Source organism: Isoptericola sp. NPDC056573 (assembly GCF_042793335.1).
Lineage (GTDB): Bacteria > Actinomycetota > Actinomycetes > Actinomycetales > Cellulomonadaceae > Isoptericola.
This window is the reverse complement of record NZ_JBHTUY010000006.1, coordinates 201,311-220,093: the sequence shown is the minus strand read 5'-3', so window position 1 is coordinate 220,093 and position 18,783 is coordinate 201,311. Positions and strand designations below refer to the sequence as shown.

Annotated in this window: 17 protein-coding genes; 5 read left to right on the top strand and 12 right to left on the bottom strand. The window is 73.4% G+C overall.

Annotated features, from left to right (window positions below; all coding sequences use genetic code 11):
• Positions 1–41 precede the first annotated feature (41 nt).
• The 4 genes from speB to ACFQ8E_RS12945 all read right to left on the bottom strand — a co-directional run bounded on the left by speB (position 42) and on the right by ACFQ8E_RS12945 (position 3,875).
• Positions 42–1,325 carry an agmatinase gene (speB, locus tag ACFQ8E_RS12960; protein ID WP_430550971.1) on the bottom strand — a complete coding sequence of 428 codons (1,284 nt, stop codon included), beginning with the start codon at positions 1,323–1,325 and terminating at the stop codon, positions 42–44.
• 138 nt (positions 1,326–1,463) lie between these two features.
• Positions 1,464–2,513: a LacI family DNA-binding transcriptional regulator gene (locus ACFQ8E_RS12955; protein ID WP_430550970.1), complete on the bottom strand. Its 1,050-nt coding sequence runs from the start codon at positions 2,511–2,513 to the stop codon at positions 1,464–1,466.
• Between the two features lie 58 nt (positions 2,514–2,571).
• A complete protein-coding gene (locus tag ACFQ8E_RS12950; protein ID WP_430550969.1) occupies positions 2,572–2,955 on the bottom strand; it encodes a DUF4440 domain-containing protein in 384 nt (127 codons plus the stop codon).
• Positions 2,956–3,083: 128 nt separating this feature from the next.
• Entirely contained in the window at positions 3,084–3,875 is a 792-nt protein-coding gene (locus ACFQ8E_RS12945) for a DUF4352 domain-containing protein (protein ID WP_430550968.1), read from the bottom strand.
• A 193-nt stretch (positions 3,876–4,068) separates the two neighbouring features.
• On the opposite strand from ACFQ8E_RS12945, the gene ACFQ8E_RS12940 reads away from it, so the two are divergent.
• The 4 genes from ACFQ8E_RS12940 (at position 4,069) to ACFQ8E_RS12925 (ending at position 7,601) form a co-directional block, all read left to right on the top strand.
• Positions 4,069–5,595: a sensor histidine kinase gene (locus ACFQ8E_RS12940; RefSeq protein WP_430550967.1), complete on the top strand. Its 1,527-nt coding sequence runs from the start codon at positions 4,069–4,071 to the stop codon at positions 5,593–5,595.
• A 28-nt stretch (positions 5,596–5,623) separates the two neighbouring features.
• Positions 5,624–6,262 carry a response regulator gene (locus tag ACFQ8E_RS12935; protein WP_430550966.1) on the top strand — a complete coding sequence of 213 codons (639 nt, stop codon included), beginning with the start codon at positions 5,624–5,626 and terminating at the stop codon, positions 6,260–6,262.
• Between the two features lie 159 nt (positions 6,263–6,421).
• The gene (locus ACFQ8E_RS12930; RefSeq protein WP_430550965.1) at positions 6,422–6,559 is read left to right on the top strand and encodes a hypothetical protein; all 138 of its coding nucleotides are present in this window, start codon (positions 6,422–6,424) and stop codon (positions 6,557–6,559) included.
• A 205-nt stretch (positions 6,560–6,764) separates the two neighbouring features.
• Positions 6,765–7,601 (top strand): MBL fold metallo-hydrolase, encoded by an 837-nt coding sequence (locus ACFQ8E_RS12925; protein ID WP_430550964.1) that lies wholly within the window; start codon positions 6,765–6,767, stop codon positions 7,599–7,601.
• On the opposite strand, the gene ACFQ8E_RS12920 is transcribed toward ACFQ8E_RS12925, so the two are convergent.
• Positions 7,598–8,722, bottom strand: coding sequence for an FAD-dependent oxidoreductase (locus ACFQ8E_RS12920; RefSeq protein ID WP_430550963.1), 1,125 nt, complete (start codon positions 8,720–8,722; stop codon positions 7,598–7,600). The genes ACFQ8E_RS12925 and ACFQ8E_RS12920 overlap by 4 nt on opposite strands.
• 152 nt (positions 8,723–8,874) lie before the next feature.
• Here ACFQ8E_RS12920 and ACFQ8E_RS12915 point away from each other — a divergent pair, with 152 nt between their 5' ends.
• Positions 8,875–9,708 carry a sulfurtransferase gene (locus ACFQ8E_RS12915; protein ID WP_430550962.1) on the top strand — a complete coding sequence of 278 codons (834 nt, stop codon included), beginning with the start codon at positions 8,875–8,877 and terminating at the stop codon, positions 9,706–9,708.
• A gap of 10 nt (positions 9,709–9,718) precedes the next feature.
• Here ACFQ8E_RS12915 and ACFQ8E_RS12910 read toward each other — a convergent pair whose 3' ends face one another.
• From ACFQ8E_RS12910 to ACFQ8E_RS12880, 7 genes are read right to left on the bottom strand one after another with little or no spacing between them, the layout of a single operon-like run.
• Complete coding sequence (locus ACFQ8E_RS12910; RefSeq protein WP_430550961.1) at positions 9,719–10,726, bottom strand: aldo/keto reductase; 1,008 nt, start codon at positions 10,724–10,726, stop codon at positions 9,719–9,721.
• A gap of 27 nt (positions 10,727–10,753) precedes the next feature.
• Positions 10,754–12,127 (bottom strand): NtaA/DmoA family FMN-dependent monooxygenase, encoded by a 1,374-nt coding sequence (locus ACFQ8E_RS12905; RefSeq protein WP_430550960.1) that lies wholly within the window; start codon positions 12,125–12,127, stop codon positions 10,754–10,756.
• Positions 12,120–13,586, bottom strand: coding sequence for an LLM class flavin-dependent oxidoreductase (locus ACFQ8E_RS12900; RefSeq protein ID WP_430550959.1), 1,467 nt, complete (start codon positions 13,584–13,586; stop codon positions 12,120–12,122). Before ACFQ8E_RS12900 ends, ACFQ8E_RS12905 begins: the two co-directional genes overlap by 8 nt.
• A gap of 59 nt (positions 13,587–13,645) precedes the next feature.
• Entirely contained in the window at positions 13,646–15,319 is a 1,674-nt protein-coding gene (locus tag ACFQ8E_RS12895) for a dipeptide ABC transporter ATP-binding protein (protein WP_430550958.1), read from the bottom strand.
• Complete coding sequence (locus tag ACFQ8E_RS12890; RefSeq protein WP_430550957.1) at positions 15,306–16,223, bottom strand: ABC transporter permease; 918 nt, start codon at positions 16,221–16,223, stop codon at positions 15,306–15,308. The genes ACFQ8E_RS12895 and ACFQ8E_RS12890 overlap by 14 nt, the downstream gene beginning before the upstream one ends.
• Positions 16,223–17,155: an ABC transporter permease gene (locus ACFQ8E_RS12885; RefSeq protein WP_430550956.1), complete on the bottom strand. Its 933-nt coding sequence runs from the start codon at positions 17,153–17,155 to the stop codon at positions 16,223–16,225. Before ACFQ8E_RS12885 ends, ACFQ8E_RS12890 begins: the two co-directional genes overlap by 1 nt.
• A gap of 8 nt (positions 17,156–17,163) precedes the next feature.
• Positions 17,164–18,780 carry an ABC transporter substrate-binding protein gene (locus tag ACFQ8E_RS12880; RefSeq protein ID WP_430550955.1) on the bottom strand — a complete coding sequence of 539 codons (1,617 nt, stop codon included), beginning with the start codon at positions 18,778–18,780 and terminating at the stop codon, positions 17,164–17,166.
• Positions 18,781–18,783 lie beyond the last annotated feature (3 nt).

The window sequence follows — 18,783 nt, the reverse complement described above, 5'->3', positions numbered from 1 at the left end:
CGTCGGGGTGGGGGTCGTCGGGGTGGGGCGTCGGGTGGTGCTCAGGCCGGGGCGTCGCGGAAGACCTGCGTGCGCTGCCGGCCGTCGGCGGTGCGGTTGAGCGCGTGGGGGTCGGCGTGGTCGGGGCCCGTGAGGCCGAGCCGGCGCATCGCGGTGCCGGTCATGGCCTCCCCGATCGCGCGGTTGGCCAGCAGCACGGTGATCTCGCCGTCGTTGTCGTAGGGCGGCGCCACCTCGACGACGTCCATCGCGACGATCCCGACCTCGGCCGAGAGCCGCCGCACGGCCCGCAGCACGTCGATGGAGGTGATGCCGCCCGCGACCGGGGTGCCCGTGCCGGGCGCGAACGCCGGGTCGCAGACGTCGATGTCGAGCGAGATGTACAGGTGGTCGGCCTGGTCCAGGGCCTCGTCGACGGCGCGCTCGAGGACCTTGTCGAAGCCGTCGCGGACGATCTCCGCCATGAAGTGGGTGCGCATCTGGCGCTCGTCCATCCAGTCGAGCGTCTCCTGGTCCGGCCAGTACCCGCGCAGCCCCACCTGGACGAAGTTCTTGCCGGGCACCGCGCCGGAGTCGATGAGCTTGCGCATGGGGGTGCCGTGGGAGGCCAGGGCGCCGTTCATGTCGGTGCCGACGTCGGCGTGCGCGTCGAAGTGGACGATGCCGACCTTGCCGTAGCCGTAGTGGTCCGCGACCGCCGTCGCGCACGGCCAGGTGATCGCGTGGTCGCCGCCCATGATGATCGGGATCGCGCCCGACGTGACCACGGTCCCCACGAACTTCCGGACCGACTCGAAGGTGCCCGCCGTGTTCCCGACGTGGATCGGCGAGTCGCCGTAGTCGCACATCGTGAGGACCTCGAACGGGTCGACGCGCACGTCGAGGTGCTTGCTCGGGAAGCCATAACCGGCGAACGACGGGACCTGCCGGAGCGCGAGCGGACCGTGGTTCGTGCCGGACCGGCCGCCCGCCGTCGAGTCCCACGGCACCCCCAACACGGCGACGTCGACGCCCGCGGCGACGAGGTCCTCCGGCGTGAGCGCCATCGGGAGCCGGGCGAACGTGCGGATGCCCGAGTGGCTGCCCGAGTGGCGACGGTTGACGTGGAACAACCCGGGCGTGCGGCCCTCGTTGTAGTCGTCCGTGGCGCCGTGCCCGTCCAGTCCTTCGCCCAGCCGGCGCGGCTGCTCCCAGAAGCCCTCGGGCCACCGGTCGTGGCTGTGCTCGTCGCCGCCGTGCGCGTGGTCCTGACCGTCGTGGTCGTCGTGCGCGCCGGCCGTCGTGTCCTGGTCGGCGCCGTCGGTGGTGTCGTGCTCGGAGGTCATGGCGGCGACGCTAGGGCGCTGCCTAATCGTTTATCCAGGCTTCGAGGGGAGCCGAAACGCACGTTTTACCCCAGGCGCCACGGCTCGAGACCGCGACACGTGCCCGCACCTCGGACGTAACCGTGGTGAAACGATTTGTCAGACGCCGTCGCGAGCGGGCGTCCCCGCGGTGGACTCCCGCAGGTGCACCGGCGCCGGCACCGTGCGCACCGACCCGACCGCCTCCGACGGATCCTCCTCGCCCTCGATCAGCGCGACGAGGCGCTGGACGCAGGCGACCCCCAGCGCGTGGGCCGGGAGCTCGATCGCCGAGACCGGCGGGTCCTCGCTGAGCAGAGCCGGCTCGTCGGCGCAGGCGGCGACGAGCACGTCGCGACCGGGTTCCCGGCCCTCCGCCCGGAGGACCTCCATCGCACCGCGGGCCACGAACGACGACGCCCCCAGCACGAGGTCGACGTCGGGATGAGCGGCCAGCACCGGACGCAGCAGCTCACGGTGGAGCGCCACGGAACGCTCGCCGAACGTGGTCTCGACCAGCACCGGCGTCACGCCCCGCTCATCGCACCAGCGGGTCACGACGTCGCGCAGCAGGATGCCCCACCCGCTGTGCGCGTCGGGGGCGGCGAGCAGCGGGCGGCGGGCGCCGCGCGCCGCCGCGGCGTCGAGCAGGGTGCGGACGGCCGTCTCGTGGTCGGCCGCGACCACCGCGCACCGCGACAGCTGCGGCGGCACGTGCTCGCCGGCGACCACCGGGACCGACATCGACATCAGCTCGCGGGCCCGCCGGTCGTCACCGATCGGGTCCACGACCACGATTCCGTCGACCCGCGGGGTCGTCGCGCGAGGCTGGGAGGCGTCGGAGGAGAGGACCACGACGTCGAGATCGTGCTGGTGCGCCGTCTCGATGGCGCCCGCGAGGAACTCGCGGAAGTACGGCTTCGCCAGGGCCGCCGCGGCGTGCTGGTGGTGGATCCCGATCGCCTGGGCGCGACCGGTCCGCAGGCCGCGCGCCAGGGAGTTCGCCACGTAGCCCAGCTCGTCCGCCGTCTGCTGCACCCGGGTGCGGGTCGCATCGGTCATCCGGCCGCGACCGGTCAGTGCGTGCGACGCCGTCGCGACCGAGACCCCGGCGGCGGCGGCGACCTCCTTCAGCGTGACCGGCCCCGCGGCACGCCACCTGCTCGTCATGCGCAGACCCTACCCGCGAGCACCGGTCAGGGACGGGCGTACCGACCTCCCGCCCGCGTCACGCGTCCATCGGCGTGAGCACGGCGATGCGCCACCCGTCGTCCGTGCGCACGAGCTGGTACACGAACCGTTCGGTGCCCTCGCCGGGCCCGTCGTGGTGCCACGTCACGTCGGCCCACACGCTGTGCGTCGTGGCGGCCGCGACCCGCACGTCCGACGTCATACCCGTGACGCCCTCGTACTGGCTCCACGACGACCCGAAGAACTGCTCCGTCTGCGCGCGGCTCGTCACCGGCAGCGACTGCCCCGGGAACAGGATCAGGGCCGGTACCGCGTACAGGTCCGCGACCGCCGCCTCGTCACGGTCCAGCAGCGCCTGCCGGTAGCGGTCGAAGAACTCTGCGGCCACGGCGTCCGGTGCGTCCGTGCGGTCGGTGGTCATGGCGTCGCCTCCTTGCGGGTCGTACGTCGACAGATCGACCGTACGCGCGCCCGCGGACACGAGCCTCTGCCCGTCGGCCGTCGGGGAGGGACGGACGGCGGGCAGAGACGGTCATCGCGTCACGGGCGTCACTTCACCGCGACCTCGACACCGCCGGAGAACATCGAGTCGTGCAGCTCGAGCGTCGCCGGGGTGGCGTTCTGAGGGATGTCGAAGACCACGACCCCGTCGACCTTGTTGCCGGGGTTGATCTCGTTGAGGAACGAGTTGGACTCGTCGAGGTAGATCCCGGCCTCGGAGTCCGCCGAGTGCGTCCGCCCCTTCGTGTCGACGAGGCTCTGGCTGCTCCCGTCGAAGTACTGGGCCTCGTCGCCGATGTTCTCCACCGTCATGTGGACCAGCACGAACTGACCCTGCGCCGTCTCGCCCAGGAACTCGTCGCCGACCTCCTGCACGCCGTCCTCGAGCTTGGTCACGGTGAACTCGAACTTGCCGTCGCGGACCTTGTCGCCGACGGCGGGCAGCTCGTTCGACGTCTCGTCCTTCGCGGGCTTCTCGGCCTTCGCGTCCTCGGCGGGCTTGTCCGCGGTCTCGTCCGTCGCCGCCTCCGCCTGCTGCGCCGCGGCGGGGTCGACGTCGGCGACGGCGGGGCCGTCGTCGCCCCCGCCGCTCGCGCTCGCGATGATGACGACGAGGACCACGGCAGCGCCGAGCCCGGTGAGCACCTTGTGACGGGCGAACCAGTTCTTGCGCTTCTCCGGCGCCGGCGGCATCTGCGGCTGCGGCGACCAGCCCTGCGGCGCGCCGTGGGGCGCCTGCTGACCGGGCTGCGGCTGCCCGTACGGCTGCTGCGGGTAGGGCTGCTGCGCGTACTGCTGCGGCACGGGCTGCTGGGAGGGGTCGGGGTGAGGCGTGGACATGAGGACTCCTGAGGGGGTGCGGTGCCACGAGGGCCGGGGCGTCGATCGGAACGGGACGATCGTCCGGCGCGGGGGCACCCCGGCGGATCCCCTTCTCGGCTCGGCCGGCCGAGCCGAAAGGTGGAAGGCTTTCCCCCGCCGTCGAGCCGATCGGGGGACGGCGGCCGGCCGGCGACCGCCGTACGCTGCCCGCATGAATCCGCCGCCGAGCCCCGCCGACCCGTACGGCCGCCCGCCGTCGGGCGCGCCCGGTGGTCAGGCACCGGGCACGCCTCCCCCGCCGGCGCCGCCGTACGCCCAGCCGTACGCCCAGGCCCCTCGCGGGGCCTCCCCCTACGGCCCGCCGTCGCCCTACGGCCCGCCGCCCCACGGCCCGGCGGTGCAGCCCACGGTCGCGCAGCCCTATGCCCCGCCCCGCCCAGCCCCCGGCGTGGCCGCGTCGCGCCCCTCGCCCGGCCGACGGTTCTGGAGCGTCGCGGGCACGATCGGCGCGATGGTCGTGGCGTGGTCCTGCGCGATCGTCGGGATCGCGTTCGCCACCCCGGTGGACGACCTGGGCGGCGGTGACGTCGCCCTGTCGCTGCTGTGGTTCGTCGTCTCGGTCGGGGTCGCCGCCGCGATGTGGTGGCGGACGTCGCGCCCGGTCCTGGTGTGCCTCGCGACGGCGGCGGCCGGCGTCGTCGGGCCGCTGGGCGCCGTCGCGCCGCTCATCGCGCTCTCCTGGGTGATCGCGCGGACGGACCTGCGCCGCAGCCTGCTGTGCGGCGGCGCGACGGCCCTCGCCCTGCTCGTCACCTTCTGGCGCGACGCCACGACCGCGCCGCAGGTGGTCTTCTCGGTGGCGCTCGAGAACGGCTCCACCTCGTACATGTCGCCGGTGGGGTACATCGTGCTGGGCGTGCTCGGGCTCGCCGTCTCGGTCGGCGCCGGGCTCCTGCGGCGGCTCGTCACCGCGAACGCCGACGCCGACGCCGCGCGCCAGGTGGCGCAGCGCGCCGACGTCGCCGCCCAGGAGGCGCGGCAGCAGGCGACCGTGGAGGCGCGGCGCGCCGACGACCTCCGGGCCGAGTCCGAGGCGCTGCGCACCGAGCTCACGCGGCAGGAGGAGCGCGACCTCATCGCCCGCGAGATGCACGACACGGTCGCGCACCAGCTCTCCCTCGTGTCCCTCGAGGCGGCCTCGCTCGAGGTGTCGTCCGACGACCCGGAGGTCGGGGAGGCGGCGCGGTCCATGCGCTCGTCGGCGCACCGGGCGCTCGAGGAGATGCGCACCCTCATCAGGTCGCTGCGTGACGGCGCCGAGGAGTACTCGGGTACCGCGCCCTCCCTCGGCGACCTGGCCGAACTGCTCGACGGCGCCCGTGAGCGCGGCGTCGACGTCACCGCCACCGTGTTCGTCACCGACGCCGACGCCGCGCCGCCCGTCCTAACCCGCGCCGTCTACCGCGTGGTGCAGGAGTCGCTGACGAACGCTGCGAAGCACGCTCCCGGGGCGCGGGTGGACGTCAGCGTGCGCGCACGCCCCGGTGCCGGGATCGACGTCGTCGTGCGCAACGGTCCCGGTGCCGCGGGCGGCGGCGTCCCCGGCGGTGGCGTCGGCATCCCCGGGATGCGAGAGCGGTGCGGTGCCCTCGGCGGTTCGTTCGACGCCGCCCCGGCCGACGACGGCGGGTTCCGGGTGCGGGCCCACCTCCCGTGGGTGGTCACCGCGGACGACTGAGGTCACCAGCAGTGGCTAGGGTCGGCGTGTGGTCAGGGTGATGATCGTCGACGACGACGCGATGGTGCGCGGATTCTTGCGGACCATCCTCACGAAGAGCGGTCTCGACGTCGTCGCGGAGGCCAACGACGGGGACGAGGTGGTCACCGCCGTGCAGGCCCACCACCCCGACGTCGTCCTCATGGATCTCCGGATGGAGCGCGTGGACGGCATCCGCGCCACCGCCGCCACCGCCGCGCTGCCCTCGGCGCCCGGCGTCATCGCCATGACGTCGTTCGACACCGAGTCGGCCATCCTCGACGCCGTCCACGCAGGCGCCGCCGGATTCCTCGCGAAGGACTCCGGCCCGGACGAGCTCGTCGCCGCCGTCCGCTCCGTGGCTGCGGGCGAGGGCGCGCTCTCGCCGCGGGCCGCACGCGTCGTCATGGAGCAGGTGGGCTCCCGGCCGGCCGCACGGGGCCGCCGCGAGGCGCGCGAGCTGCTCGCGCAGCTCACCGAGCGGGAGCTGGAGATCGCCGGGGGCGTCGCCGAAGGCCTGTCGAACGCGCAGATCGCGGAGCGGTTGTTCCTCGGCGAGGCGACCGTCAAGACGCACCTGGCCCGAGCCACCACCCGGCTCGGTGTGAACCGCGTGCAGCTCGCCCTGCTGGTAGACCGGGCGGGGTGACGCCGCTCCGTCCCGGGACATCACTGCTACGCGTACCGCAAGGGCGACGCGGCGGGTCCGCAGATCACGGCGTGACGTCCGTCGTCGAGCATGGATCGCCGCCGGGTCCATGCCCACAGTTCCCGGGACGGCCGGCGTGGTGCTGGCTACGCTCACGCCATGAAGAGAATCCCGACCGCCCGGACTCGGAGCCAGAACGTCTGGAAGTTCCTGGCCACGATCGTGGTGATTCTCGCGGCGGCGGGCGCCGTCGTCGTCGCACTGCCCCTCCTGCTGTCCCTCGGCGCCGACCTCTGACGACTCGGGTGGGCCCGTCGGAGGTCGGCCCTCGGACACCGCACAGAGTCTGCGGTGCAGCAATGAGTTTCGCCCCGTCCGTCGGTCACCACCGACACGCGGGACGTCCGGCCGGGCCGTCGCCGCGGCAACCGGACAGGAGACCGACCATGGCCACCACGATCCTGGACACCGTGCCGTCGGTCGACGGCCCTGGGCTGACGCCGTGCTGACGCGGGTCGCGGACGGTGTGTGGGCGCACCAGAGCGGGCTGCTCCAGAACAACGCGGTGGTGGTGCGAGGCCCGAGCGGCGTGCTCCTCGTCGATCCCGGGCTCACCCACGACGAGATGGCGTGCCTCGCGCACGACCTCCGCGACCTGGGCGAGCCGGTGGTGGCGGGGTTCGCGACGCATCCCGACTGGGACCACGTGCTCTGGCACGCCGAGCTCGGCGACGCGCCCCGCTACGGCACGGCCCGCTGCGCGGCCGAGCTGCGACGCCTGCTGTCGGACCCGGGCTGGGAGGCACGCGTCGTCGAGGGTCTGCCGCCCGAGATCGCGGACGACGTGCCGCTGGACGGGTACGGCCTCGTCACCGGCCTGCCGGACGGGGCGACGCGGATCCCGTGGGACGGCCCGCACGTCCGGGTCGTCGAGCACCCGGCGCACTCCCCCGGCCATGCGGCACTGCTGATCGAGGAGCGCCGCGTCCTCGTGGCCGGCGACATGCTCTCGGACGTCTTCGTCCCGATGCTCGACGTCTTCGACGACACCAACGACCCGATCACCGACTACCTCCGCGGGCTGGAGCTCCTGGAACGGGTGGCCGGCGACGTCGACGCCGTGGTCCCGGGGCACGGGTCCGTCGGCGGGGCGGACCAGCTGCGTGCGCGGATCGCGCAGGACCGCGCGTACCTGCACGACCTGCGGGACGGCCGTGCTCCCGACGACCCGCGAATCGGCCCGAGGGCCAAGCCCGGCTGGGAGTGGGTGAGCGACATCCACGAAGGGCAGGCCCGGAGCGTCGCCCAGCGACGCGAGGCCGGCGGGTCGCGCGGCTAGCGCGCGGCGGCGTCGGACGCCGTGGCGTCGAGGTAGCGCACGATCCGGTTGACGGCGTCCCGGCCGGCGCGGTTGGCGCCGATGGTGGAGGCGGACGGCCCGTAGCCGATGAGATGGACGCGCGGTTCGCCGTCGACCTGCGTGCCGTCCATGCGGATGCCTCCGCCCGCGGTGCGCAGGTGCAGCGGCCGCAGGTGGTCGAGGGCGGCGCGGAAGCCGGTGTTCCAGAAGATGACGTCGACGGGGACCAGCTCGCCGTCGGGCGTGACGACGCCGTCGGGCTCGATCCGGGTGAACATGGGACGCCGGTGGAGCACGCCGCGCGTCTCGGCTGCCCGCAGCGACGGTGTCTTGATCAGGCCGGTGACGGACACGACGCTCAGCGGCGGCAGGCCCTCGCGGACCCGGTCGGCGACCATCGCCACCGCGCGCGAGCCGTCCTCGGGGTCGAACGAGTCGCGCCACACGGGCTCCCGGCGCGTGAACCAGAACGTCTCCGCCACGTGCGAGACCTCCTCCAGCAGCTGCACCGCGGAGATCCCGCCGCCGACGACGGCGACGCGCTGCCCGGCGAAGTCCTCCGCCCGCACGTAGTCGGCGGTGTGCAGCTGACGGCCGCGGAACGTCTCCTGCCCCGGGTAGGCGGGCCAGAACGGCTTCGACCACGTGCCCGTCGCGTTGACGATCGCCCGCGCGGCGACGACGCCGGACCCGCCGCCACCCTCCCAGCGGACGAGCAGCCCGCCGTCGTCCTCCTCCTCGACGCGGCGCACGCGCACCGGTCGGACGACGGCGAGGCCCAGCTCGTGCTCGTAGTCGCCGAAGTAGGCGGGCAGCACGTCGACGCTCGCCGCCTCCGGCTCCACGTCGGGCTGCTCGATGCCGGGCAGGTCGTGGATGCCGTTCACCGTGCTCATCCGCAGCGAGCGCCAGCGGTGCCGCCACGCTCCGCCGGGCCCGTCCTCGGCGTCGAGCACGAGGGAGGTGCGCTCGCCGGTCTCCGCGCCGACCGCGGGCACGAATCCTCGCCGCCGCAGGTGATACGCCGCGGACAGACCGGCCTGCCCCGCGCCGATCACGACGACGTCCGCAGCCTGCGGCAGGTCCTCGGTCGTCGTCACGTGTCCCAGAACGCGCCGCACGCGACCAGGATTCCGGGTGGCTGCGGTCGCCCGTGTCTCGCCATGCGGGAGGGCGCCGGGGCGGGCGTGCCCGGCGCCGACGCGGGCGCTAGACAACCCCCGGCCACGCCCCCGACACGGATGGACTCCCCATGACCGTCGTTCCCCCGCCCGTCGTCACCGCCGACGATCTCCGCACCGCGATCGGGGACGGGTCCACCGTCGTCGTCGAGGTGCGCCGCGGCGGCACGGCCCCGACGCCCGGCGATGGCGCTCGCATCCCCGGCGCGCACGCCGTCGACCTCGCCGAGCTCACCGGCGTGGTGCGGCCCGGCACGGGCGCGACCCCGCTGCCCGACGCCGCGCAGGTCCGCGCCCTCGTCGAACGGTGGGGCGTGCACGACGCCAGCACGGTCGTCGTCGCCACCGCCGACCACCCGTCCACGGCCACGCGCGCGTGGTGGGTGCTCCGCTGGGCCGGCCTGGCGGACGTCCGCTTCCTCGACGGCGGCCGCGCCGCCTGGGTCGCGGCCGGGGGCGCGCTCACCACGGAGCGCCCCGCGGAGGGTGGCGGCACCGCGACCGTCACGCTCGGTGCGCTGCCGACGGTCGGCTCCGACACCGCCGCCGACGCCGCGCGCCGGGGCCGGCTCGTCGACGCGCGGGGCGCGGAGGCCCACGCCGGCACGCCCGACGACGGCGACGGGGCGCGCACCGGCCACGTCCCGGGGGCGGTGAGCCTGCCGGCGGCCGGGGCGCTGCGCGGCGGCGGGCTCGCCGACGAGGCGACGCTCCGCGCCCGGTACGCGCCCTACCTGGACACGGCACCGGCGGGCGAAGCGCCGCTCGTCGCGTCGTGCGGCAGCGGCGTGGCGGCGACGGTCGACGTGCTCGCCCTCGCGGTGCTGGGCGTGACCGTGCCGCTGTACCCGGGGTCGTTCACCGGCTGGGTCTCCGAGCGCCGTCCGGTCGCGAAGGGCGCCTGAGGTCGGGCTGTCAGCCCACCCGGCCCGGGCCGCCGGACAGCGTGCCGGGGAACAGCTCCCGCAGCTCCCGGTCGTCCTCGGCGGTCGGCCGCCACCGCGTCGCGAGCAGGTTCTCGTCGAGCTGCTCGGGCACCGTGACGCCCGCGATCACCGAGGCGACGGTGGGCTGCGCGAGCAGCCACCCGATCGCGACGGCGCTGGGCGTCACGCCGCGCTCGGCGGCGAACTTGGCGAACCGGTCGAGCGCGTCCCAGGGGGCCTCGCCGAGCAGGTACGTCTTGAGGTTCGTGATCTTGGCGTCCGCGGGCGCGTGGTCCCTCGTGTACTTGCCGGTGAGCAGCCCGTTCTGGAGCGGGAAGTACGGCAGCAGCCCGAGCCCGTAGTGCTCCAGCGCGGGGATCAGCTCCTCCTCCGGCTTCCGCCACAGCAGGCTGTACTCGTCCGTCGTCGAGACGAACCGCGAGTACCCTCGCGCCGCCGCGACGTGCTCGGCGTCGGCCACCTGCCAGGCCTTGAAGTTCGACGCGCCCACGTACCGGACCTTGCCGTCGTGCACCAGCACGTCGAGCGCCGACAGCGTCTCGTCGATCGGCGTCCGGGAGTCCGGGAAGTGGATCTGGTAGAGGTCGATGTAGTCCGTGCGCAGGCGCCGCAGGCTGTCCTCCACGGACGCGACGACGTACTTGCGCGCCCCGGTGAGGCTGTACGACGGCCCGCGGTCGGCGGCCAGCGAGCGCCCGAACTTGGTGCCGACGACCACCTGCTCGCGGCGGCCGCGGAGGGCGTTGCCGAACAGCTCCTCGGACAGGCCGGTGCGGTCGCCGTAGCCCTCGGCGAGGTCGAAGTACGTGACCCCGAGGTCGATGGCGCGGTCGACGATGCGGTTCACCTGGTCCTGCCCGACGGCGCGCATGCCGGTGCGGCCGAAGGTGCTGGCGCCGACGGCGAGCTCCGACAGGACGAGGCCCGAGCGGCCGAGCGTGCGGTAGCCGTCGGGAAGGGTGGCGGAAGCGGGCACAGCGGTCTCCTCGAACTGGTGGGTGGGTCAGCCGTTGTCGGTGTCGAGGAGCCCCTGGAAGGTGGACGCCTCGTACTCGGTGCGGAAGAGGCCGCGCCGCTGGAGCTCGGGGACGACGAGGTCGACGAACGCGTCCGCGGGGCCGCGGTGGTACGGCGGGAACACCTGGACGCCGTCGAGCACCCGCTCGGCGAAGTTCTCCTCGATCCAGTCGGCCACGTCGCGCGCGTCGCCGACGACGGCGGGCTGCTGGTCCTCGCAGGAGCGCAGCACGTACTGGTACAGCTCGCGGAAGGTGGCCTCCTCGCCGAGCTGCGTCGCGACGATCTGCCGCAGGAGCAGGCGGTCGTCGCGCACGTCGCCGGCGCCGCGCTGCACGCGGCCGCGGTACAGGCCCTCGAGCGCGTCGGGCTCGAGGGCGTCGATGTCGACGACGTCGAGCACCCGCTCGGAGTCCCGCACGCGGGACAGGTCGACGCCGAGCGCCTTGGAGAACACCTCGGGGATCTCCTCGGCGGCCTGCAGCGCCACGACCTCCCGGAACTTGGCCCGCGCCTCCCGGCCCGTCCCTGCCACGTAGACCGTGACGCCGGGGACGATCTTGAATTTCTCCGGGTCGCGCCCGGCCGACGCCACGCGGGCCTTCTGCGCCGCGTACTCGGCCCTGCCCCGGTCGAGCCCGAAGTACGGCGAGAAACGGATCTGTGCCAGGTCGGCGCCGTAGGCGAGCGACTCCTCGGACAGCCCGACGTGGACGTTCGGGATCCTCTGCTGCACGGGCCGAGGCACGTTGAGCGGCCCGCGCACCTCGAAGAACTCGCCGCTGTGCTCGATGCGGTGCCAGCTGCCGGGCCGGACGAGGGTGTCGTCCGCCTTGTCGTCGAGCAGGAAGTCCTCGTCCCAGCTCTCGTAGAGCAGCCGGTTGACGACCTCGGTGAACTCGCGGGCCCGCGCGTACTTGGTGCCCTCGGTCGGGACGGGGTTGCGGCCGAAGTTGCGCGCCGGGTCGCCCTCGCGGTCGATGCCGAAGACGACGTTGAGCGCCGTCCGCCCGCGCGAGAAGTGGTCGAGCGTCGCGAGCTGCCGGGCGGTCGCGTACGGGTGCTCGAAGGAGCTGTTGACCGACATGAGGAACCCGAGGTGCTGCGTGACGGCGGCCGCGTACCCGGCGTAGACGAAGTTGTCCCACCGGTAGATGCGGTTGAGCCGGTCCGGCTCGCTGCCGAGCGCGCTGCCGGAGAAGACGTAGTCGAGCTTCCCCCGCTCGGCGGTGCGGGCGACGTCGACGATCACGCTCGGGTCCACGAGGCCGCGGTTGTCGGCCTCCGGCAGGCGCCACCCGTTGAGGTCCCAGCCGGTGCCGTACGCGGCCAGGCCGATGCGGAGCTTCCGGTCAGCCACGAGCGGCCTCCTCGGCGGGCGCGGCGAACTGGTTCGGCGGCACCGGCAGCCCGAAGTGCCCGCGGAACGTGTCGGACTCGTACTCGGTGCGGAACACGCCCTTGTCCTGCAGGATCGGCACGACCTGCGACGTGAACCGCTCCAGCTGGTCGAGCATGAACGGCGACTGGATGTTGAACCCGTCCGCGGCGCCGGCGTCGAACCACTCCAGCAGCGTCGTGGCGACGTCGTTCGCCGTGCCGATCGCGAGCGGGAAGCCGCCCCCGAGGGAGCTGTGCAGCAGGTCGCGTCCGCGCACGGTGCCTGCCTCGACGGTGCGGTCGGTGCGCTCCGCGACCAGCGCGAGCAGCCGGCGTCCGGCCTCGTTGAACGACGCCGCCACCGCGGGCGTCACGACGCCGTCGAGCCCCAGCGGGCGCAGGTCGGCGCCGACGCGCTCCCCCACCGCGCGCAGGCTGCGCGTCCCGAGCGGCAGGCCGCCGCGCTGCGTGGCGAGCGCACGGAAGCGGTCGCTCGCGTAGTACTCCTCCGGCTGGTCCCCGGCGACGGGGTCGGAGTCGATCGGCAGGCCGGCGTTGAGGCGGTCGAAGAGGTCGATCGCCTCCTCGCGGGTGTCCCCGATGACGGGCGTGATGCCCGGCATGAAGAAGATCGGCTCGTCGCGGCCGCGCAGGCGCCGCGCGCGCTCGCGGATGTCGGCGTTGAACGCCGCGGACGTCGCGAGGTCCGGCGGACCGGTGAAGTTGACGTCGCAGTACTGGGCGGTGAGCTCGCGGGACAGCTCGGACGCCCCGGCGTAGAGCAGGGGGACGTGCCCCTGCGGCGGGCGCAGCATCGGCAGCGTCCCGGCCACGGAGAAGAACTCGCCCTGGTGCTCCAGGCGGTGGATCTTGGTCGGGTCCAGGTACTCGCCGGACTCCTTGTCCTGCAGGTACGCGCCGTCCTCGATGCTGTCCCACAGGCGGCGGATCACCTCGATGAACTCGGCCGCGCGCCGGTAGCGGCTCTCGCCGCCGAGGTCCGGGAGGCTGAAGTTCGTGGCCGCGAGGTCGTTCGCCCCCAGCACGACGTTCCAGGCCAGGCGGCCGTGGCTCAGGTGGTCGAGCGAGGCGGTGAGCCGCGCCAGGGTGAACGGCTCGTAGAACGTCGGGTGCGCCGTGACGGCCAGCCCGATCTTCGACGACTGCAGCGCCAGCTGCGACGCGAGCGTGAACGGCTCCAGCCGGCCGCCGTTGTGCGTCGTCCCGTAGTGCTCCTTGTAGACGTCGCCGGGCAGCGTGTCGCCGAGGAAGAAGAAGTCGAACTTCGCGTCCTCGACCAGTTGCAGCACCCGGCTCGGGTACTCGAGGTCGAAGGCGTCCGGCGTCGCCGCCTCGGGCAGCCGCCAGCCGCCCCAGTGGGTGCCGTTGAGCCAGTACATGTACCCGAGGTGCAGCTGGCGACGGGCCGGCTCTGCCATGTCGTGTTCCTTTCGAGGTGGTGCGTGACGGTGTGGTGCGCGGCGACCCGGGGCGGCGCTCACGACCGGCCGGGGACGGCGTCGGCCGCCCCCGGGATGGCGGCGAGGAGCTCGCGGACGTAGTCCGTCGCGGGGTCCGTGATGACGTCGAGGGCGGGCCCGCGCTCGACGATGTCGCCGTGGCGGAGCACGAGGATCTCGTCCGAGATCTCCGCGATGACCCCGAGGTCGTGCGAGATGAAGAGGTAGGTCAGGGCGAGCTCGTCCTGCAGCGACGTGAGCAGGTCGAGGATCTGCCGCTGCACGGTGACGTCGAGGGCGGAGACGGGCTCGTCGAGCACCAGCACCTCGGGCCCGGGGGCGAGCGCGCGGGCGATCGCGACGCGCTGGCGCTGCCCGCCGGACAGCTCGGCGGTGTACCGGTCGGCGAGCGCCGCCGGCAGGCCCGTGACGTCGAGCAGCTCGTCGACGCGCCGCGCACGGTCCTCCTTGCCGCCGATGCGGTGGCCCGCGAGCGGCTCCTCGAGGATCGACCGCACGGTGGTGCGGGGGTTGAGAGACGCGAACGGATCCTGGTAGACCATCTGGACCGTGCGGTAGAGCGGCGCCTGGCCGCGCCCGCGCCGGTGGTGCACGACGGGCCGGCCGTCCACCGTGATCGTCCCCGCGTCCGGGGCGCCGAGGCCGGCCAGCAGCCGCACCAGCGTCGTCTTGCCGGAGCCGGACTCCCCGACGATGCCGAGCGTCGTGCCGCGCCGCACCTCGAAGCTCGCGTCCCTGACGGCGGTGACGGCGGCACGCCCGCGGTGCGCGCGGAACGTCTTCGACACGTCCCTCGCCTCGACGACGACGGGCGCGTCCGCGGGGACCCGCTCCTGGCGCCGCTCGCTCCGGGCCCGCGCGGCGTCGGCCCCGGAGAACCCGAGCGACGACGACCGCAGCAGCTGCTCCGTGTACGGGTCGCCGGGGTGCGCGACGACCTCGTGCGTGCGGCCGGAGCGCACCAGGCGACCGTCCTTGAGGACGGCGATCTCGTCCGCCCGCTCGGCCGCCACGCCCAGGTCGTGGGTGACGAGCAGGACGGCGAGGTCGTTCTCCTCCACCAGGCCGTCCAGCAGGTCGAGGATGGTCCGCTGCACGGTGACGTCGAGCGCCGTCGTGGGCTCGTCGGCGATGAGCAGGCGTGGCTGCGTCGACATGGCGGCGGCGATGAGGACGCGCTGGCACATGCCGCCGGACAGCTCGTGCGGGTAGGCGTGGAAGATCTTGTCCGGCTCGCGCAGCCCGACCTGCTCGAAGAGGTGGATCACCCGCTCGCGCCGCTCCTGCTTGGTCGCGAGGCCGTGGGCGCGCAGCGGCTCCCCCGCCTGGACGCCGACGGGCAGCAGCGGGTTGAGGCCGAGCAGCGCGTCCTGCGGGATGTAGCCGATCTCCTTGCCGCGCACCGCGCGGCGCTCCCGCTCCGGCAGGCCGGTGAGCTCGCGCCCGCCGAGGGTCACGGTGCCGCCGACGACGCGTCCGTTCTCGGCGAGCGTGCCGGTGACCGTGCGGCCGAGGGTCGACTTGCCCGACCCCGACTCCCCCACCAGCGCCAGCACGCGGCCCGGCTGCAGGGAGAGGCTGACGTCGTCGACGACGCGCGTGGCCGGGCGGCCGCGCACGGCGAACTCGACGCTCACGCCGTCGAGCGTGAGCAGCGGCTCGCGCTCGGTGCTGGTGTCAGGCGACGACACTGGTCCTCCCTCGGTTGAGCGACCGCCCGATGCGGTAGACCGCCAGGACGGAGACGACGACCACGAGCCCGGGCAGCAGGCTGAGCCACCACTGGGTCGCGATGAAGGTGCGTCCCTCGGCCACCAGCAGCCCCCACTCCGGCGTCGGGGGCGGCGCGCCCAGGCCGAGGAAGCTCAGGGACGCGACGGTGAGGATGGCGCTGCCGATCTCCATCGTGGCGAAGGCGAGCACCGACCGGGACGCGTTGGGCAGCACGTGCCGGGCCAGCCGGTAGGCGTAGCCGTGGCCGGCGAAGACGGAGGCCTCGACGTACCGGGCGTTGCTCACCTTGAGCACCTCGGAGCGCATGAGGCGCGCGAACGTCGCGGTGCTGTTGATGCCGATGGCGATCGCGATGTTGATGGTGCCGTGGCCAAGCGCCGAGATGATCGCGAGCGAGACGATGAGGCTCGGCACCGACAGCATGATGTCGATGAAGCGCATGAGGACGCTGTCGAGCCACCCGCGGACGGCGCCCGCGACGAGCCCGACGACGGACCCGCCCACCAGCCCGATGAGCACCGCGACCACGGCGGCCTGGATGGACAGACCGGTGCCGTGCACGGTGCGCGTGAACTGGTCGCGCCCGAGGTCGTCGGTGCCGAACAGATGGGTGGCGCTGGGCGCGAGCAGCATGGCGTCGCCGTCCTGCGCGAGCGGGTCGCCGGGCGCGAACACCGACGGCGCGACGGCCGCGACCAGCACCACGACCAGCCACAGGTACGAGACGACGAGGCTCGGGGTGCGCAGGACGTCGAGCGACCACAGCCGGGCCCGGGTGCCCCGGCCGACGCGCGCGGGCCCCGCCGGCGCCGCGCCCCCGGGCGCCCGACCGAGCGCGCTCGTGCGTTCGATGACGCTCATCAGCCGTCCAATCGGATCCGCTTGTCGATGACCGGGTAGACCAGGTCGACGAGGAAGTTGACAGTGACGAAGATCAGCGCGCTCACGGTCACGGCGATGAGGACGACGGGCATGTCCCGGCCGTTGACGGAGTCGACGATGAGGCGCCCGACGCCGAGGCGGGCGAAGACCGTCTCGGTCAGCACGGTGCCACCGACCATCACCCCGACGAGGGTGCCGAGCGCGGTGACGACGGGCAGCGCCGCGTTGCGCAGCGCGTGCCGCACCACGACGTCGAACCGGCTGAGGCCCCAGCTGCGCGCCGTCTCGATGTACGGCGAGGACAGCGCGCCGCGCAGGTTCGCCGTGAGGAGTTGCGCGATGGTGCCGCCGCCCGCCACCGCGATCGACAGGGAGGCGACCAGGAGGCCGAGGAACGAGTCGTCGCCGAACGCGTCGATCCAGCCGAGCCGGAAGGCCACGACCTGCACGAGCACCAGGGCGACCATGAACGGCGGCAGCGACACCGCGACGGGCGGCAGCGAGATCAGCAGCTCCCGCATCCAGCGCCAGCTCGTGAGCTCGATGACCACGGCGAGCGACACCCCGAGGAGCACCGCCAGCGCCAGCCCGACGAACGCGAGCTGCAGCGTCGCCGGGAACGACTCGAAGAAGACGTCGACCGCGGGTCGCCGCTGGTAGAGGCTCTGCCCGAAGTCGCCCGTCACGGCCCCGGACAGCGCGTCCCAGTACTGCACGAGGACGGGCCGGTCCAGGCCGAGCAGCTCGCGCTGCTCGGCCAGGAGCGTCTCGATGTCGCCGCCGGAGGCGCCCATGGTGAGGCCGCCCGCGGCGTCGCCCGGGACGACGTAGAGCAGGAAGAACGCGCCGGTGAACGCGCCCCACACCACCACGACCGCGTACGCCAGCCGCCGCAGGCTGTACCTCACCATGTCGGGTCCTACTTCTCGGAGAGCCAGGCGTTGTACAGGTACTGGTCGAGGCCGACCGGCTGGATGTCGTGCACCGTGGGCTGGAACGCCCAGATGTCCGTGTCGTTGACGATCGGCAGCACGTAGGCGTCCTCGACGAGGAGCTGGCTCGCCTCGTCGACCACGGCCTGGCGCTCCGCCTTGTCGGTGAGCGTGTTCTGCTCCTGCAGCAGCGCGTCGAGCTGCTGGCCGGCCTTGTCGTCCTCCGCGATGAACGAGCGGTCCGAGCCGGTCGCGACGCCGTAGTTGGCCCGCAGGACGTCGGGGTCGGGGGTCGAGTGGTACCAGTACGCGATGTCGTACTCGCCGGACAGCAGCTTCTCGTTGGCCTCCGCGTCGAGCGGCGGGTCGAGCACGAGCTCGATGCCGAGCTCCTTCCACTGCGCCTGCACGACCTGCTCCGCGGCGCCGTCGCGCGGGAAGCGCAGCGACAGCCGCTCCCCGTCGGCGTTCACCCGGATGCCGTCGGCGCCGACCTCGCTCCACCCGGCCTCGTCGAGCAGCTTCTTCGACAGCTCCGGGTCGTAGGCGAGGTACTCCGACTGGTCGGAGAAGTACGGGTTCGCCTCGCTGAGCGGCCCCTTCGCGACCTTGTCGTAGCCGCCGGAGACCAGCTTGGTGAACTCCTCGCGGTCGATCCCGTGCTGGAGCGCCTGACGCACCCGGACGTCCTGGAGGAACGGCGACGACGTGTTGACGGGCCACTCCGTGCCGGTCGCCGGGTTCACCGTCTCGGTGATCGTCAGGCCGGCGCCCTCGAGCTGGGACACGTACTTCGCGTTGACCCAGTAGATGAACTGCAGCTCGTCCCCGGCGATGACGGCGCCGTTGCGCACCGAGTCCTCGGGGATGATCTTGTAGACCACCTCGTCGAGATAGGCCGGCCCGCTGCGGCCGAAGTACTCGGGGGCCCAGTCGTAGTCGGCGCGCTTCTTGAGCACGATCCGCTGGTTGGGCGTGTACTCCTCGAGGGAGAACGGGCCGCTGCCGTCGATCGACTTCTGCCGCTCCTCGACGGGCAGCTCCGCCGTCTTGGCCGACACGATCCCGGCGTGCGCCCGCGACAGGCTCACGAGGAACGCCGCGTTGGGCTTCTCGAACTCCACCTCCACGACGTTCTCCGCCGGCGTGCGGATCTCCTTGATGCCCTCGACGATCGTCTTCGCGCTGGAGTGGATGCCGGGGCGGGCGAGGCTCTCGAAGTTCTTCTTCACCACCTCGGACGTGAGCTTCGTGCCGTCGTGGAACGTGACGTCGTCGCGCAGGGTGAACGTGTAGACCCGCGCGTCCTCGACCGTCCAGTCCGTGGCCAGCCACGGCTCGATCTCCTGGGTCTCCGGGTTGAAGAACACCAGCGAGTCGGTGAGGGCGCGCGCGACCGTGCGCCACACCTGGTTGACGACGGCGGCGTCGACGCCGTTGGGGTCGGCGCTGAGCCCGATGCTCAGCGTGCCGCCCGGCCGTTCGCTCTCGGGCACCGTCTCCTCGGCGGCGTCACCGCCGCCGGCGCAGGCCGCGGCCAGCAGGGTCACCAGTGCGGCGACGGCGGCGAGGCGCCACCGTCGGGGTCCGTGGGTCGTCGACACGGT